Annotated in this window: 15 protein-coding genes; 6 read left to right on the forward strand and 9 right to left on the reverse strand. The window is 67.1% G+C overall.

Annotation, left to right across the window (positions count from 1 at the left end; genetic code table 11):
* Nucleotides 1–52: 52 nt before the first annotated feature.
* The gene (locus HW532_RS03295) at nt 53–1,186 is read right to left on the reverse strand and encodes an SMP-30/gluconolactonase/LRE family protein (RefSeq protein WP_213163049.1); all 1,134 of its coding nucleotides are present in this window, start codon (nt 1,184–1,186) and stop codon (nt 53–55) included.
* 180 nt (nt 1,187–1,366) lie between these two features.
* Nucleotides 1,367–2,572, reverse strand: coding sequence for an MFS transporter (locus HW532_RS03300; RefSeq protein ID WP_213163050.1), 1,206 nt, complete (start codon nt 2,570–2,572; stop codon nt 1,367–1,369).
* Nucleotides 2,573–2,702: 130 nt separating this feature from the next.
* Here HW532_RS03300 and HW532_RS03305 point away from each other — a divergent pair, with 130 nt between their 5' ends.
* Entirely contained in the window at nt 2,703–3,434 is a 732-nt protein-coding gene (locus tag HW532_RS03305; protein ID WP_213163051.1) for a hypothetical protein, read from the forward strand.
* Nucleotides 3,435–3,464: 30 nt separating this feature from the next.
* Here the strand turns inward: HW532_RS03305 and HW532_RS03310 are convergent, their stop codons facing one another.
* A complete protein-coding gene (locus HW532_RS03310; RefSeq protein WP_213163052.1) occupies nt 3,465–4,454 on the reverse strand; it encodes a threonine ammonia-lyase in 990 nt (329 codons plus the stop codon).
* A 131-nt stretch (nt 4,455–4,585) separates the two neighbouring features.
* Here HW532_RS03310 and HW532_RS03315 point away from each other — a divergent pair, with 131 nt between their 5' ends.
* The 3 genes from HW532_RS03315 (at nt 4,586) to HW532_RS03325 (ending at nt 6,662) form a co-directional block, all read left to right on the forward strand.
* Nucleotides 4,586–4,912, forward strand: a complete 327-nt coding sequence (locus HW532_RS03315) for a DUF2852 domain-containing protein (protein ID WP_213163053.1) — start codon at nt 4,586–4,588, stop codon at nt 4,910–4,912.
* Between the two features lie 103 nt (nt 4,913–5,015).
* On the forward strand, nt 5,016–5,867 hold the full coding sequence (locus tag HW532_RS03320) for a fructosamine kinase family protein (protein WP_213163054.1): 852 nt from the start codon (nt 5,016–5,018) through the stop codon (nt 5,865–5,867).
* A gap of 15 nt (nt 5,868–5,882) precedes the next feature.
* The gene (locus HW532_RS03325; protein WP_213163055.1) at nt 5,883–6,662 is read left to right on the forward strand and encodes an SDR family oxidoreductase; all 780 of its coding nucleotides are present in this window, start codon (nt 5,883–5,885) and stop codon (nt 6,660–6,662) included.
* Between the two features lie 105 nt (nt 6,663–6,767).
* On the opposite strand, the gene ppk2 is transcribed toward HW532_RS03325, so the two are convergent.
* The 3 genes from ppk2 to HW532_RS03340 all read right to left on the reverse strand — a co-directional run bounded on the left by ppk2 (nt 6,768) and on the right by HW532_RS03340 (nt 10,492).
* Nucleotides 6,768–7,631, reverse strand: coding sequence for a polyphosphate kinase 2 (gene ppk2, locus HW532_RS03330; protein ID WP_213163056.1), 864 nt, complete (start codon nt 7,629–7,631; stop codon nt 6,768–6,770).
* 105 nt (nt 7,632–7,736) lie between these two features.
* Complete coding sequence (locus tag HW532_RS03335; RefSeq protein ID WP_213163057.1) at nt 7,737–8,954, reverse strand: polysaccharide biosynthesis/export family protein; 1,218 nt, start codon at nt 8,952–8,954, stop codon at nt 7,737–7,739.
* A gap of 119 nt (nt 8,955–9,073) precedes the next feature.
* Nucleotides 9,074–10,492: a capsule biosynthesis protein gene (locus HW532_RS03340; RefSeq protein ID WP_213163058.1), complete on the reverse strand. Its 1,419-nt coding sequence runs from the start codon at nt 10,490–10,492 to the stop codon at nt 9,074–9,076.
* Between the two features lie 376 nt (nt 10,493–10,868).
* Here HW532_RS03340 and HW532_RS03345 point away from each other — a divergent pair, with 376 nt between their 5' ends.
* Together HW532_RS03345 and HW532_RS03350 are read left to right on the forward strand one after the other, a co-directional pair.
* On the forward strand, nt 10,869–11,315 hold the full coding sequence (locus HW532_RS03345) for a hypothetical protein (RefSeq protein WP_213163059.1): 447 nt from the start codon (nt 10,869–10,871) through the stop codon (nt 11,313–11,315).
* A gap of 78 nt (nt 11,316–11,393) precedes the next feature.
* Nucleotides 11,394–11,570: a hypothetical protein gene (locus HW532_RS03350; RefSeq protein WP_213163060.1), complete on the forward strand. Its 177-nt coding sequence runs from the start codon at nt 11,394–11,396 to the stop codon at nt 11,568–11,570.
* A gap of 71 nt (nt 11,571–11,641) precedes the next feature.
* Here HW532_RS03350 and HW532_RS03355 read toward each other — a convergent pair whose 3' ends face one another.
* The 3 genes from HW532_RS03355 to HW532_RS03365 form a co-directional block, all read right to left on the reverse strand.
* Entirely contained in the window at nt 11,642–12,256 is a 615-nt protein-coding gene (locus HW532_RS03355; RefSeq protein ID WP_213163061.1) for a tetratricopeptide repeat protein, read from the reverse strand.
* Nucleotides 12,253–12,504, reverse strand: coding sequence for a hypothetical protein (locus HW532_RS03360; RefSeq protein ID WP_213163062.1), 252 nt, complete (start codon nt 12,502–12,504; stop codon nt 12,253–12,255). The genes HW532_RS03355 and HW532_RS03360 overlap by 4 nt, the downstream gene beginning before the upstream one ends.
* A gap of 106 nt (nt 12,505–12,610) precedes the next feature.
* Entirely contained in the window at nt 12,611–14,584 is a 1,974-nt protein-coding gene (locus HW532_RS03365; RefSeq protein ID WP_213163063.1) for a sodium:solute symporter family protein, read from the reverse strand.
* Nucleotides 14,585–14,651 lie beyond the last annotated feature (67 nt).

A 14,651-nucleotide genomic window follows, 5' to 3' on the forward strand; every position in this document is an offset into this window, starting at 1 on the left:
GACCGCCGGCTGACGATACCGCCGGCAGTCCCCTCGTCTCGTTCACCTCCCCTCAGGCACCGAGCACATGGGCGCCATGGGTGAGCACATAGACGGCATAGAGCGATTGGCTGCCGGTCATGAACAGCCGGTTGCCCTTGGAGCCGCCGAAGCACAGGTTGGAGCAGATCTCAGGCAGCCTGATCTGGCCGATGCGGTCGCCATTCGGCGCGAAGATGTGCACGCCGTCATAGCCGTCGCCGACCCAGCCGGCGCTCGACCAGACATTGCCGTCCTCGTCGCAGTCGATGCCGTCGGCCAGCCCCGCCTTTCCGTCGAGCGTCATGTCGGCGAAGGTGCGCGGGTTCTTCAGCGTGTTGCCGTCGACGTCATAGGCCCAGATGATCTTCTCCGCGTCCGGATAATGGGTCGCGCCCGTATCGGCGACATAGAGCACCGAATAGTCGGGCGAGAAGGTCAGCCCGTTCGGCTTGAACGGCTCGTCGGCAACCTTGGTCACCTCGCCCGACTGCCCGTCGATCCGGTAGACGGCTTCCTTCTGGTAGGGCTGCGGAGAATCGGTGTCGGCCTCGTTCCCCTCATAGTCGAGCAGGCTGCCATAGCCCGGATCGGTAAACCAGATCGAGCCGTCGTCCGGGCGCACCACGGCGTCGTTCGGCGCGTTGAGCTCCTGGCCGTTCTCCGGTCCCGCGAGGATCGTGGCCGCACCGTTGTACTCGTAGCGCACCACGCGGCGCGTGCCGTGCTCGCAGGCGATCTGGCGGCCCGCAAAGTCGAAGGTGTTGCCGTTCGAGTTGCCGGACGGATAGCGGAACTGCCGTGAGACGTGGCCGTCCTCCTCCAGCCAGCGCAACTGCTCGTCATTCGGAATGTCGCTCCAGACCAGATAGCGGCCGACGCCGTTCCAGGCCGGCCCTTCCGCCCACAGCGTCCCGCGATAGAGCCGCATGATGGGCGTGTTGCCGATCTTGGCCTTGAAGCGCGGATCGAGCTGGATGACGTCGGGCTCGGGATAGCGCACAGGCTCCGCATCCGAGCCGAAATTGCGCGCCAGGGCGGCCGGCGCCATGGCCGTCGTCGCCGCGACCGCGGCCGCCGCCTTGAAGACGGAGCGCCGGGAAAGCCCCGGCCCGCCATCGCCCGAACCGTCCGGTCCGGCCACCTGGCCTTCGTCGATCTTCCTCATGGGTGTTTCCTCCGATGCCGGCCCCCGCCTCTTCCGGACCGGGGCCCTTCTGCCTCCCCGGCTGGCATCCCGCGCACAAGGCGGGGCCGCGCGGCCGGGTTTCCGCCGGGCAGCGAAAGCTTACCGCCGCAAACGGGCCCTATGCGTCCCGTGTCCCGGATCGTGGAATGGTCGGCGCCTTCAGGCCCCGCCGCGCGTCTCGGGCGGCTCGGCCACATGGCCGCCGCGCCATGTCGCGACCAGCAGGAGGGCCAGCACGAGCGACATCGCACCGAGCGCGGCCGCGCCCAGATAGGCAAGCCCGCCCCAGCTCCGGTAGAGCGGGCCGGACGCCCAGGTGACGAGGCTCATCATCACGCCGCCCGACACGGTCGCATAGAGGCCCTGGGCGGTGTTGTGCATGGGCTGGGGCACGGCGCGCAGCAGGAAGTGCATCGTGCCGAGATGCGTCGCACCGAAGGTGAAGGCATGCAGCACCTGCAGTCCGACGAGTGGCCACAGGCCCGGGTCGAAGGCCATGCCCGTCCATCGCACCATGGCCATGCCCGCGCCGAGCGCGATCAGCCCGGCCGCCCCGACATGACCCATGATCCGGCCCGACATGGCAAACAACGCCACCTCCGCCCACACGCCGAGCGCCCACAGCGCGCCGATCATCCCGCCGGAATATCCGAGCTCCTGCCAGTGGAGCGACCCGAAGGCGTAGAACACGCCGTGGCTCGCCTGGGTCAGGCTGGCCGCGCCGAGGAAGACCAGGAAGAGCGGCGCGCGTACCAGCCGGCCCACATCGTGCGGCGACAGGCGGACCCCTGCCGTCCGGCGCAGGGTCTCGCCGCCCACGGCGCGCGTCGGCAGGCTGAGGGCGACGAGCAGGAAGGCGATCTGGGCCGCGACGAGCACGAAGATGACATGCGCGGTCTCGATACGGTCGAGCATCATTCCCGTTCCGGCACTCGCCGCGATAAAGCTCAGAGACCCCCACAGGCGCAACCGCCCGTAGTCGAGCCGGAACCGTTCCGCGCCCGATATGGCGAAGGCCTCCGCGAGCGGCAGGACGGGCGTCCATGCCCCCGCCATTACGACGGTCAGGAGGAGGATCGGCCAGAACCCCTCCACCACGGAGAGCCCGGCAAGGCAGAGGATCGAGAGCGCCGCCAGCGTCACCATCATCCGGCGCGGACGGCCTGTCCGGTCGGCGAGGAAGGCGCAGAACGGGCCCGTGACCAGGCGCACCGCGACCTGTGCGGCAAGGATCGCGGCGATTTCGCGGGTGTCCATGCCCTTCGCCCCGAGCCAGAGCGGCAGATAGGGCAGATAGATCCCGACACACGCAAACAGCGCTGCATAGAGCATGGAGACGCGACGGGCGAAGGCGCTGGCGGGCATGCGGGACGGGGTTTCCTACATCGGACGGCTGTCGGAGACTTGCAGCTTAAACCATTCCATAACCAAAAATCCCCATAGTGCCGAAACGCTTCACGCTCAAGATCCACCGGCAAGGCAGCTCCGATCCGAAATGACGACGGCCGAAGACAAGACGACGCTCCCCGACGCGCGGCTCCACGAGCAGGATTACCGCCGGATCGAGGAGACCTTGTGCGAAAGCGCGCTGGGGCGGCAGTTCCTCGACGAATATGTCCGCCGCCATGCCGCACCCGACACCGATACGCTGCTCAGGGCCATCGGACGGCTGGAGACGACCCTCGCGACGCAGGCCAGCGCCCTCGTCAGGCCGGTCGGCACCCTGCGTGCCTCGGGCGAGCTTCGCACCGTCGCGGCGTCCGTGCGCAACGAGATGCGCCGGGCGGCAGAGACGCTCGGCACCGGCGAAGCGGATGGCGACCCGGCCCTTGCGCCGCTGAAGACGGCAGTCGTCGGCGAGGGCGTCGCCCTGCGCGAAGCCATTCGCCGGCTCAAGGTCCTGCGGCTGCGGCTCGGGACGGAAGGCGTGGAAAGCCCTGAGCTCGACGGTGCGCTGGACGAGATCGCCAGGCTGAGCGAACGCCATGTGGGCATCACCCACACGGTCGACATCGCACTCGACGGCCTCGGACGCCTTCTCGACACCATCGGCGAGGAGGGAGACACCGGACAGCCCTCCATCACCCCCTCTCCCGGAGACAGCCCGGCCAAGGACGAGCCGGACGACGAGGGCGGCATCGTGATCGTGCGCACGAAGACCGGCGCGTGCCCGCCCGAATTCGATGAAGTCGGCGAAGCGCCCGAGACCGGCAAGGCCTCCGGCTGAACTCTGCCGGAAGTCTCCCGCCCGGCCCTCCTAGCCGATCATCGCGCAGAAGCTTTCCCGGTCCACATTGCCGCCGGACAGCACCACGCCGACCGTGGCACCAGATTCGATCTCGAGCCGGCCGGACAGGAGGGCCGCAAGCCCCACCGCGCCGCCGGGCTCCACCACGAGCTTGAGCGTGGAGAAGGCATAAGCCATCGCCGCGCGCACCTCGTCGTCGCTCGCGACCAGCCCGCCGGCAAGCCTGCGGGAATTGATGGCGAAGGTGATCTCGCCCGGCGTGCGCGCGAGAAGCGCATCGCAGATCGAGCCGGTCGCCGCCTCGTTCGCCTCCCGCCGGCCCGATGCGAGCGAGCGCGCATGGTCGTCGAACCCCCGAGGCTCCGCCACCCACACCCGGGTCGCCGGCGACAATTCCGCGAAGGCCAGAGAGATTCCGGCGATCAGTCCGCCGCCGCTCGCATTGGAGACGACATGGTCGAGGGTCACGCCGCGCGCGGCGGCATCCTCCGCCATCTCCAGCCCGACAGTGCCCTGCCCCGCCACGATGTCGGGATCGTCATAGGGCGGCACGATCACCGCCCCCCTCTCCTCAGCGATGGCGCGCGCGATCTCTTCGCGGTCTTCGCTCGCCCGGTCGTAGGTCACGACCTCCGCGCCATAACCTTGCGTGTTGTCGCGCTTCATGCGCGGCGTATCCTCCGGCATGACGATCACGGCGGGAAGTCCGGCGAGCGCCGCCGCGGCCGCGACGCCCTGGGCGTGGTTGCCGGAGGAATAGGCGACCACGCCGCCCGGGCACGCGGCCGGGTCGAGCTGCGCAATGCGGTTATAGGCGCCGCGGAACTTGAACGAGCCCGTGCGCTGCAAGGTCTCCGGCTTCACAAGCACGCGCGCGCCGACGCGTTCGTTGAGCGCTGCCCATTCCACGAGCGGCGTGCGCGTCGCATAGGGCGCGATCCGGCGCGCGGCGTCGCGGATATCGGCAAAGGTCGGCAATCGGTCGAGAGGCGGCGTCATGATGGGCTCCCTGTCCGCAGGATGCACGGCTTACCCCTCCTCTAGCGCATTTTGCGCCGGCCGGCACCCCGCCTTGAACCCGTCCCGACCGGCCCCATATGAGGAAAATCGTCAAGATTGGAGGAGTTTCGATGGCACAGTCATGCTCAAGGTCGCGCTGGACGCCGCTTTCCATCGCGGCCATCGTGCTCGGCTTCGTGGTGTGGTGGCCGATCGGTATCGCCGTCCTGGCCTATATCCTGTGGGGCGGCAGCGTCGACGGTGCCGTCAATGACGCATGGAACAGGGTGCGCACGCCGCGCAGTTCCGGCAACCGCGCATTCGACGACTACAAGGAACAGACGCTCAAGCGGCTCGAGGAGGAGCAGGACGCGTTCGCCGACTTCGTGGAGAAGCTCCGCGCGGCGCGCGACCGCGAGGAGTTCGAGCGTTTCATGGCCGAGCGCGGCAAGGCCTGACGGGGCAAGCGCCAGCCCTTTTCATACCGGAATGACGAAAGCCCGGATCGACTGGCGGTCCGGGCTCTTTGGCGCAAGGGACCGCACAAGCCGCCCGACCAACATGAGCAAGGCTGTCGAACAGGCTCTTGGATGCCGCGCGACGTCCCTGCAGCCCCTGTCGCGAAGCTGGGGGCTCAAGGTCATGCGCGCCGGGCTCGACGACGGCCGGACCGTCCTCGTCAAGCAGGGGCCGGGCGACCTTCCCGGCCATGCAGGGCTGGAAGGCTGGATGCTCGACGAACTTGCCCGCGAGACCGCCCTGCCCGTGCCGGACGTGCTCCACGCCTCCCCCGACCTCCTGGTCACCGACTGGATCGACAATGAGGGCGGCCCGTCCTCTCCCGCCCATGAGCGCCATGCCGCGGAGCTCCTCGCGGCGCTCCACACCATGCGGCAGCCCTCATTCGGTTATTCGCGCGACACCGCGATCGGCGGGCTTGCCCAGCCCAATCCCGAAACCACCTCGTGGGTCGCCTTCTTCCGCGATCACAGGCTCGTCCACATGGCCGACATCGCCCATGGCCGCGGGCGGCTGCCGGGGCCGGTGCGCACGCGCATCGACAGGCTCGCCGACCGCCTTGCGGACTATATCGACGAGCCCGCCCATCCAAGCCTTCTCCACGGCGATCTCTGGGGCGGAAACGTGCTGGTGCGCGGCGAGCGCATCGCCGCCGTGATCGACCCCGCGATCTCGTGCGGCCATCCCGAGATCGAGCTCGCCTTCACCACGCTGTTCGCCACATTCGGGCGCCCCTTCTTCGACGCCTATGGGGCGCTCGCCCCGCTCGACAAGGAGTTCTTTACGCTCCGCCTCCACATTTACAATCTCTATCCGCTCCTCGTTCACGTCGCGCTGTTCGGCGGCTCCTACGTTCCGCCGGTCGAGGCGACGCTCGAGCGGGCGGGATGCTGAAAACGGGAGACGTCCATGGATCTGGGACTCAAGGGCCGCAAGGCCATTGTATGCGCATCGAGCCGGGGCCTCGGCCGGGCTTGCGCACTCGCACTCGGGCAGGCCGGCGTGGATGTGGTGATCAACGGCCTGGATGCCGACCGCCTCGCCCGCACCGCCGACGACATCGCCGAGAAGACGGATGTTGCCGTCACGCCGGTCGCAGCCGACCTCGACACGCATGAGGGTCAGGCCGCCCTGCTCGCCGCCTGCCCCGAGCCCGACATCCTGATCAACAACAATGGCGGGCCGCCCTTGCGCGATTTCCGCGAGCTCGACCGCGAGGCCATGCTGTCCGGCGTCGTTCAGAACATGGTCACGCCCATCGAGCTCATCCAGAAGGTCGCCGACAACATGGCCGAGCGGCGCTTCGGGCGGATCGTCAACATCACCTCGATCACGGTGCGCATGCCGCTCCAGGGGTTGGACCTGTCGAGCGCGGCACGCGCCGGCCTCACCGCCTTCCTCGCCGGCGCGGCACGGCCACTGGCGGAACACAATGTCACCGTCAACCACATCCTGCCCGGCATGTTCGCCACCGACCGGCTGAGCGGAACGACGGAAAAGATCGCCCGCGAACGCGGCATCTCGTTCGAGGAGGCCCAGCGCGAGCGCGCAAGCGCGATCCCCGCGCGCCGTTTCGGCGATCCCGACGAGATCGGCCGCCTGTGCGCTTATCTGTGCAGCGCCCATGCCGGCTACATCACCGGCCAGAGCATCCTGATCGACGGCGGGCTGTTCAACACGACGGTCTAGACGAGAGGGGCAATCGCTACTTGCTCGACGCTCATGCCCGCAGAGGCGGGCATCCAGAGCTCCCGGGGCCCAGGGCGCACCGGTCCGTATCCGGTTCCGCTCCCGTCATTCCATCTCGTCGACGCCCGTGCCGACGATCTTGGGATCGATGAGGCCTATCGCGTCGGCGTCCTTCTGCGCATAGGGGAAGGCCGACAGCACGACACGGATGGCGTTGAGGCGGGTGCGGCGCTTGTCGTTCGCCTTGATGACGGTCCACGGCGCGATGGGCGTGTGGGTACGCTGGAACATCTCGCGCTTGGCCTCGGTATAGTCGTGCCAGCGGTCGACCGCCATGAGGTCGATATCGGAGAGCTTCCAGCGCTTCAGCGGATCGAGCTTGCGCTTGTAGAAGCGGTCGATCTGCTCCTCGCGGCCGATGGTGAGCCAGACCTTGAAGAGGTGCACGCCGTCGCGCACGAGAAGGTCTTCATACTCGTTGACCTGATTGTAGAAGGTCTCCAGCTCCTCCTTCGAGCAGAACCCCATGACGCGCTCCACGCCGGCCCGGTTGTACCAGGAGCGGTCGAACAGCGCGATGTCGCCGGCGGTGGGAAGCCTTGCGGCATAGCGCTGGAAATACCACTGGCCGCGCTCCGTCTCCGTCGGCTTGGCAAGCGCGACGACATGGGCATGGCGCGGATTGAGATGCTCGGTGAACCGCTTGATCGTGCCGCCCTTGCCTGCCGCATCGCGCCCCTCGAACAGCACCACGACGCGCTCGCCGGTCTTGCGGATCCAATCCTGGAGCTTCACGAGCTCGATCTGGAGCGCCTGCAGGTCCTTCTTGTAGTGCTTGGACTTGAGCTTGTCCTCGTAAGGGTAGTCTCCGCTCGTGAAGGCGCGCTCCGCGATCTTTTCCGGCAGCTCGTCATGCTTCAGCGAATAGAGCTTCTCCGGAAGGGCGTCTTCCGTCTCCTTGGCGGCCATGGGCAGAACTCCCCGCAAACGGTTTCCTGGGCGAAACGATTGCGCGATCCTACCCCGCCATATCCGGCTTGGCGATGGCCGGGACAAAGCCCCGAAGCGCCTCGCCTACTGGCCGAATGTCAGCCCCGTGCGCGCCAGGAAGATGCTCTGGCTGAGCGGACCGAGAATCTTGCTCCATTCGTGCACCGGAGCATTGGTGACGAAGACCACGTCGCCGGAGCGCATGGCGAAGCGCTTGGCGTAGAAGAAGCCGCGCGTGTCCATGAGATTGAGCTGGTAGACGGTCGGCACGCCCGACCGCGTCTTCAGCACCGGCTCGCCGCGGTGCCGGCGGATGGCGTTGACGATGCCGGGATCCTCGAAGCGCAACAGGAAGACGCCGGTGCGCTGGGCCTGCTTGTCCTTCAGCCCGCCCGCCGCGGACAGGGCGTCGATCAGGTGGAAATCGCTCTTCGTGAAGGGATACTCGCCCTTGTTCTCCACCGCGCCGAGCATGGAGAAGGTCGCGGGCACGTCGGCCACCACCACCTTGTCGCCGGGCTCGAGTCCGATGTCGTAGTCCGGATTCTCGTAGAGGGTTTCCAGATTGATACTGCCACGCCGGGTGCCGCGTACCACGGTGACCTCGGTGCGATAAGGCGGCTGGGCCGAACCGCCGGCCGCCGTCAGCGTCTCCATGAGCGTGCCCGCCCCGTCCGCGAGACCGAGATCGTAGAGGCCGGGCTTGGCGACGGCACCCGCCACCATTGCCCGCGCGCCGCGCCCTGTGGCGATCCTCAGCTCCACCTGCGGGCGCACCGTCTCGCGCTCCAGGCGGGTCTGGATGATCCGCCGGGCCTCCTCCACGGTCTTGCCCGCGATCCGGACGCGGCCCGCATAGGGAATGAACACCGCACCGTCGCTGTCGATGACGAGACGGTCGATGGTCGTGCTCCGGCCCGTCGCACTGGTATAGAGGCCCGCATCGAGCGATTCCCAGATCGTCGCCTGCACGGTATCGCCCACCTCCAGCTTCGGGGAGCGGGTTCCGCCGCCCCTGCCGAGCGCGGAGACGAGCGACGGTTCCGTGCGGCGTGTGGCCGTGTCGGCGACGAACGGGTCGATGGTGATCAGCTCGAACCGGTTGTCGGCTGCCTGGGCGGATACCGAGCTCGCCATGGGGGTCTCGCCGGGAACGAGCGTGCAGCCCGCAAGCCCCGCCGCGGCGACAAGGACGACCGCGAGAGCGCACAGACGCCTGCCCAGTGCGTATGCCGGTCTCCGACCGCACGCGACCTGGCCGCCGCCGCGCTTCGTCACCGCCAGGCAATCCTCATCAGCCATCCGTCGCATTGCCCCTTCCCGACCCAAGCACGACACACCTTTCACGACATAATCGTGATTCACAATACTTAAAGTTGCATAAACGGCCCAACACACCCCGACACCGCCATGCCGCACCCCTATTGCGCGGCGTCGAGCGCCTCTTCGGCCATATCCGCGCCCTCGAGCCTGTAGAAGCTCTCCGTCTCGGCCGTGGAGGCCATGCTCTGGACGAGCGGGCCGATCAGCATCTCGATACCCCGGCCGGTGTAGAAGCATCCGTTGAACTGGCAGGTCCGCAAAAGGAAGACGCGGAACCGCCGATACGCTCTCTCGTCCGGCGGCTGGGGTTTCGCGAAGAAGCGCTCGAGCGGCAGCTCGCTGACATAGGGTGGATGGCGATAGATCGCACGCCCGAGCACCCTGGTGGGAATACCCCGCATCATCGCCTGGTGGCAGGCGGTCGAATTGACGGAGACCACCGACCTTGCGCGGTCGAGCAACGGGGCGAGTTTTCCCCCGTCGACGAAATGGCAGCGGTCCGCGACGTCGTGGCGCCTGGCCGCCCCGGCGACAGCGGCGGCAACGGCGCCCACATCCGGATCGAGCGGATGGCTCTTGAAGACGAGCGGGCCGCCTGGCGCCCCGGCGCGCGCATAGGCGCAGACGCACTCCTCGATCACGGCATCGAGCGAGACATAGTCGCTGTGGACGGCAAGCTGGGAATCGCCCCCGAGCTGCAGGAGGATCATGTGGAACCGCTCGCCAGCCATGACCCTTGCGACCGTTCGGCGCGAGCGCGCCTTGCTCGGTCCCATCAGGGCAAGCCGGCGCGTCCATGCGAGAAGTTCGCGGCCAAGGCCGGGCTCGCGATGGGAACGGTAGCAGGGAAACAGCCACGAGCCGGCGAGATTGCAGCCGTAATAACGCATGCCGTAGGCCACATAGCGCCACAGGGCGTTGCCCACCCCTTGGGCCGCCGGTTCCGTCAACGGATCGGCCATGGTATCGGCGAGACGCCCGCAATCCATCCGCATGAGTGGGGAAAAGCCGTTCACGCCATCGCGCTCATAGGTGATCCAGTCGGGCCGCAAATAGCCCTCCTCGAAGACATGGACCCGGATGCCGAGCGCCCTCAGGGTCGCGACCGCGGCACGGTGGTAGAACCGGCAATCGCCGTAGAGCACCACATCCGTCACCCCGTCCTGAACCGCCGCCTGCCGGACCCAGACCGGCCAGTCGGTCCGCGTTCCACGGAAATAGCGGCGCCGCAATCCGATCGAGTCCAGGGCATCGCCGGGATTGAAAACGACCTTGACCGTGCTCGCGCCGGCACGGCCGAGTGCGCGCGCCAGATGCCGGAAGAACGGCCCCGGCGGCCCCTGCAGGAACAGGAAGACGCGGCCTGCGAGATCGGGCCGGCCGGACGCCGGAAATGCCGCACCGGCGCGCTCCTCGGGCCACAAGGCCGACAGGCCGATGACTGCTGCAGCACGTGTCTCCTCCTCCCTCATCAGCCGTCCGGCAGGGCGCAACTGGGCAGGCTGGGCAGGCATCATCCGGGAAACCTTCGATCATGGAGGCCTGTGCCGCCGACCGTCGCTCGTCGGTCTGAGGCAGACAGGCACGTTGGCGCCGAGGCCCCGACGATGGGGCCGCAACTCGTTGGAACACGCCTGCCCAACCGGCCTGCAGGTCGGCAGGACATTCGCCGGACCGCGTGGACTCATACCTTATAATAGAAAATTCGTTTAATAAAACTCATGATTGCATATCGGAATAGCGAGAACCCGGCGAGCTGTTGCGCCCACGCCACAGAATGGTGGTATGGCGGGAAAACTTTCACGCAACGGGACGTGCCGCCCGCCTCCCTTGCCGTGCTATGACAGGAGCCGGATTGGGGGGCCTCGACCCAGCCCATGACGGAGGCGGTTCATGGCCCATGCGGACACACCGCGCTTTTTCGACGAGGACACCATTCCCGTCGACGTGATGCTGGTTCTCAAGGCGGCATCGCTTCTGGAGACCGGCGAGTTCAGGGTCTTCGAGATCGCCTACCGGCGCTGGTTCGGGCATGCGGGCGAGGAGAAGACCATCGAGCGCTATTTCGTCCCCTACATGTTCAACGACGTCGTGCCGCAATGGGTGCGCCATTTCGCCAGGCACGTTCTTGAACTCGACCGCCGCCACGCGCTCGATCCGCGCGCCTTCGGGCTGCATCCTCGCCCGCCGAACCGCGACGCGCGCCGCCGCGGCGCGCTCTATGCGGCCTGGATCGTCCTGTTCCTGGCCGTGCTGATCGCCGCGGCGCGCCTTGGCGCGGGAACCTTCGGAGACTACGACACCTGCATGCTCCCGCCATGCTATACTCAGAACCGGTGAGGAGGGCAGAGATGGCGGGCGCTTGCCGCCGGTCCGGGAAACATGCCGGCGCAGTCTCGCGGAGGGGAAGAGCGACCCATGGGCGGAGACCTCGTCGACTGGATTGCCGTTATCGTCCTGGCCGGCATCGCCTGGCACGGGCTGACCTATCGCGACGAGGATGGCGAGCGCCCCTGGGTTCACCTGTTGTTCGGCTGCATCGCGCTGCTGTTCTGCCTGCGCTTCCTCTTCTTCGACATTCTGGATGTGATGTGACGCGGGGATCGCAGTAGCCGACAGATCTCCGATCCGTGCATTGAGACAGCCCCGGTCAGGCGCGGTGCGCGCTATTGCTCATAGGGCCGCTGGGCATCGTCGATCTCGGGAATGGAGAGTACCCTCTCCTCCTCCGGCAGCGCCATTTGCCGCTCCAGATAGCGCAGCCTGTCGGCGATGGTCGGCGGCGGTTCCTGGATGTTGTAGAGGAACCGGTCGAGCCAGTGCATCCCGTCGGCAAGTTCCGGGTCGCGCTCGAGCGCCGTCTCGTAATCCGCCATCGCGCGCTCGTAGCGCCCCGTCCGGTCGTAGATGATACCGCGCGTGGCATAGTGGCCGGCGAAGGCGGGATCGAGCGCCATGGCCTGTTCGACGGTCTTGAGCGCCTCGCCATACCGCTTGAGCTGAATGTCGCTATTGGCAAGACCACGCAATGCCGGCAGATGCCCCGGGTTCTTCGCCAGCGCGGCACGATAGCCCTCAGCCGCGTCCTCATACCGGCCGTCCTCGAACGCGTTGTTCGCCGACAGATACGCCATGTCGCCCGGCGCCCGTTCGGCGAAATGGTCGTAACCCTCATAGCCGAGCCACAGGGCGACGCCGGCGATGGCGATCCATTTCAGAACCCGGTAGACGGGATCGGCATGCGCCTCGCGCCATGTGATGCCGCTCTTCCCGTCGCTCATGCCTGCCCCGGTGCCGAGCTGCCAAAGACCAGATGGTAGTTGAAGAGCGCCGCGAGCGCGACGGCCAGAAAGGCGGCGATGAACCGCGCCCGGCGAAGCTGCCCCTGCCGCTCGCGCTCGTCGAGCCGCACGCCGCCGCGCCGCTCCAGGCGGCGCACGCTCAAGACCCAAATGATCCGGGCCGTCGGGAAGAACAGGGCGACGGCGAGGATCGCCGTCGTGACGAGATAGTAGGTCTGCGCCGTCATGGTCCCGAAATCCTCGCTTCTCCCGTCGTCATGGCCGGAAGAGACAGAACCGCCCCGGGCATCGATGGCCCGGGGCGGCTTCCGCGCGGAGCCCCCTTAAGGCCCGTCAAGCGCGTCCTGTCGCACTCGCAGACACGTCGCCGATATCCTCCACGAGTGCCTCGACCTCCTTGCGCGGCACGGTCGACATCTCCATGCGATAGGCCAGGAACCACATCATGACGACGCCGAGCGCCCACCACAGGATCTGCCATGTCCAGATGGACGGCATGCCGAACAGCCAGGTCTCCGGCGCGTTCGGATTGCCGAAGATCGTGTTGCCGATCACGCAGCCGGGCCCGATGGCGAAGAAGAACCACACCAGCGCGGCGATCCAGGCCGCCGGCACGAGCCTCTGCTTCTCCGGAGAGACGGCGGAATGCTCGCGCAGGAAGTCGTGATAGGTCATGCGGTGCCGGAACTCGTCCGCATTCTGGGTGACCGCGGAAATGAGCATCGCCGCGCCCAGATTGAGGAACAGGCCCCAGAAGGCGGAATGCAGCGTCCATGGCCAGCGGCCCCAGGGAAGCTCGACACCGAACCACCCGGCGACCGACTGCCCGATGCTCTCGGTGAAGATCACGCCGAGAATGCCGAGGAACAGGCCAACGGTGATGCCCGCCCGGGTGAACCACGGCGCATAGCACACCGCGATCAGGGCCGGCCACATCTGGAAGCCGAAGGCGACCGCCAGGCCGCCCAGCAACACCAGGGCGTCCTGCGAGGTCGTGGCGACGATGAGCGCCGCGATCACGATGACCGCCACGCCGATCCGCCCCCACAGCTTCTGCGTCCTGTGATCGGCGTCCGGCAGCACGAAGTGCTTCAGGAGATCGCGCGTGAGCATTCCGCCCGCCGTCGACATGTAGGCCGCGCCCGTCGACTGCATGGCCGCGAGCGCGCAGACGGCGAGGAAACCCACGAGGACCGGCGCCGTCGTGCCCAGAAGGTCGATCAGCGCGGGCACGATATAGCCCTGCTTGCCCGGCATATCCATGATGTCGCGATTGCCGAGGATCGGTCCGAACACGTCGTTCACGAGCTCCGGATGCGCCTCCATGAAGGCCCTGTCGGCCCCGAGGAAATGGCCGCCGAGGCCCTGCATCGCCGTGAACACCATGAGGATCAGGCCGATGCCGAAGGACGACGCCCAGACCTGCTGCGGTGCGAAGGGCGCGGGGTCCTTGTTGGAGAACGCCCACATGGAGAAGGCTGGCGCGGACTGGATGCCCATGAGCGCGAACATGTAGGTCAACACCATCATGCCGGTCCACGCGCCGCCCTCCGCACTCGGTCCGTTGGAGACGAACTGGATCACGCCCGGCACGGCGATATAGTGGCTGTAGCCGGCCGGTGTCCGGACCGGGTCCCATTGGGCGAGTGCCGCGATCCCCTCGGTGAGGCGGTCCCAGCCGCCGACATAGGACACCGCGATGATGCCGATCGCCACGATACCGACGGCCAGCAGGACGCATTGCAGCGTGTCCACATAGGCCACCGCGCGCAAGCCGCCGGAGGCCACATAGATCAGCACCACGGCCGACAGGAGCCACATGCCCACATCGACGGAGAACAGCCCCTGGGTGAGGACGTTGAACAGGAAACCCGACGCCCTGAGCTGCACGCCGAGATAGGGCACCGAGAAACACAGCGCGATGACGACCGTCAGAAGCCTGATCGTATCGCCGCGGAAATAGGTCGCCAGCATCTCGCCCGGCGTGACGAAGCCGAACCGCTTGCCGAGCATCCATTGACGCTTGAGGAACATCACCCCCGTGAAGGGGATGGTGATCGCGTAGAACGACGCATAGGCATACTGGAACCCGTCACGATAGATGAGCCCCGGATGCCCCATGAAGGTCCAGCCGGAGAACGATGTCGCCGTCGCGGCCAGCACGAACACCCACAGCGACAGGCCGCGGCCCGCAATGAAGTAATCGCTCGCCGTGTGCGACAGCCGGGCGCCCCGCACGCCCCAGTAGATACAGTAAGACCAGTACAGAATGACGAAGATGAAAAGCCATACGACTTGTGCAGACATCGGCTCCCCCTTTGCGTCGAGCCCGAAATGTCATGGGCCGGGGGCATCTCTTCTATGTCGGAGCCAC

The organism is Kaustia mangrovi (assembly GCF_015482775.1).
In the GTDB taxonomy this organism is placed as follows: domain Bacteria; phylum Pseudomonadota; class Alphaproteobacteria; order Rhizobiales; family Im1; genus Kaustia; species Kaustia mangrovi.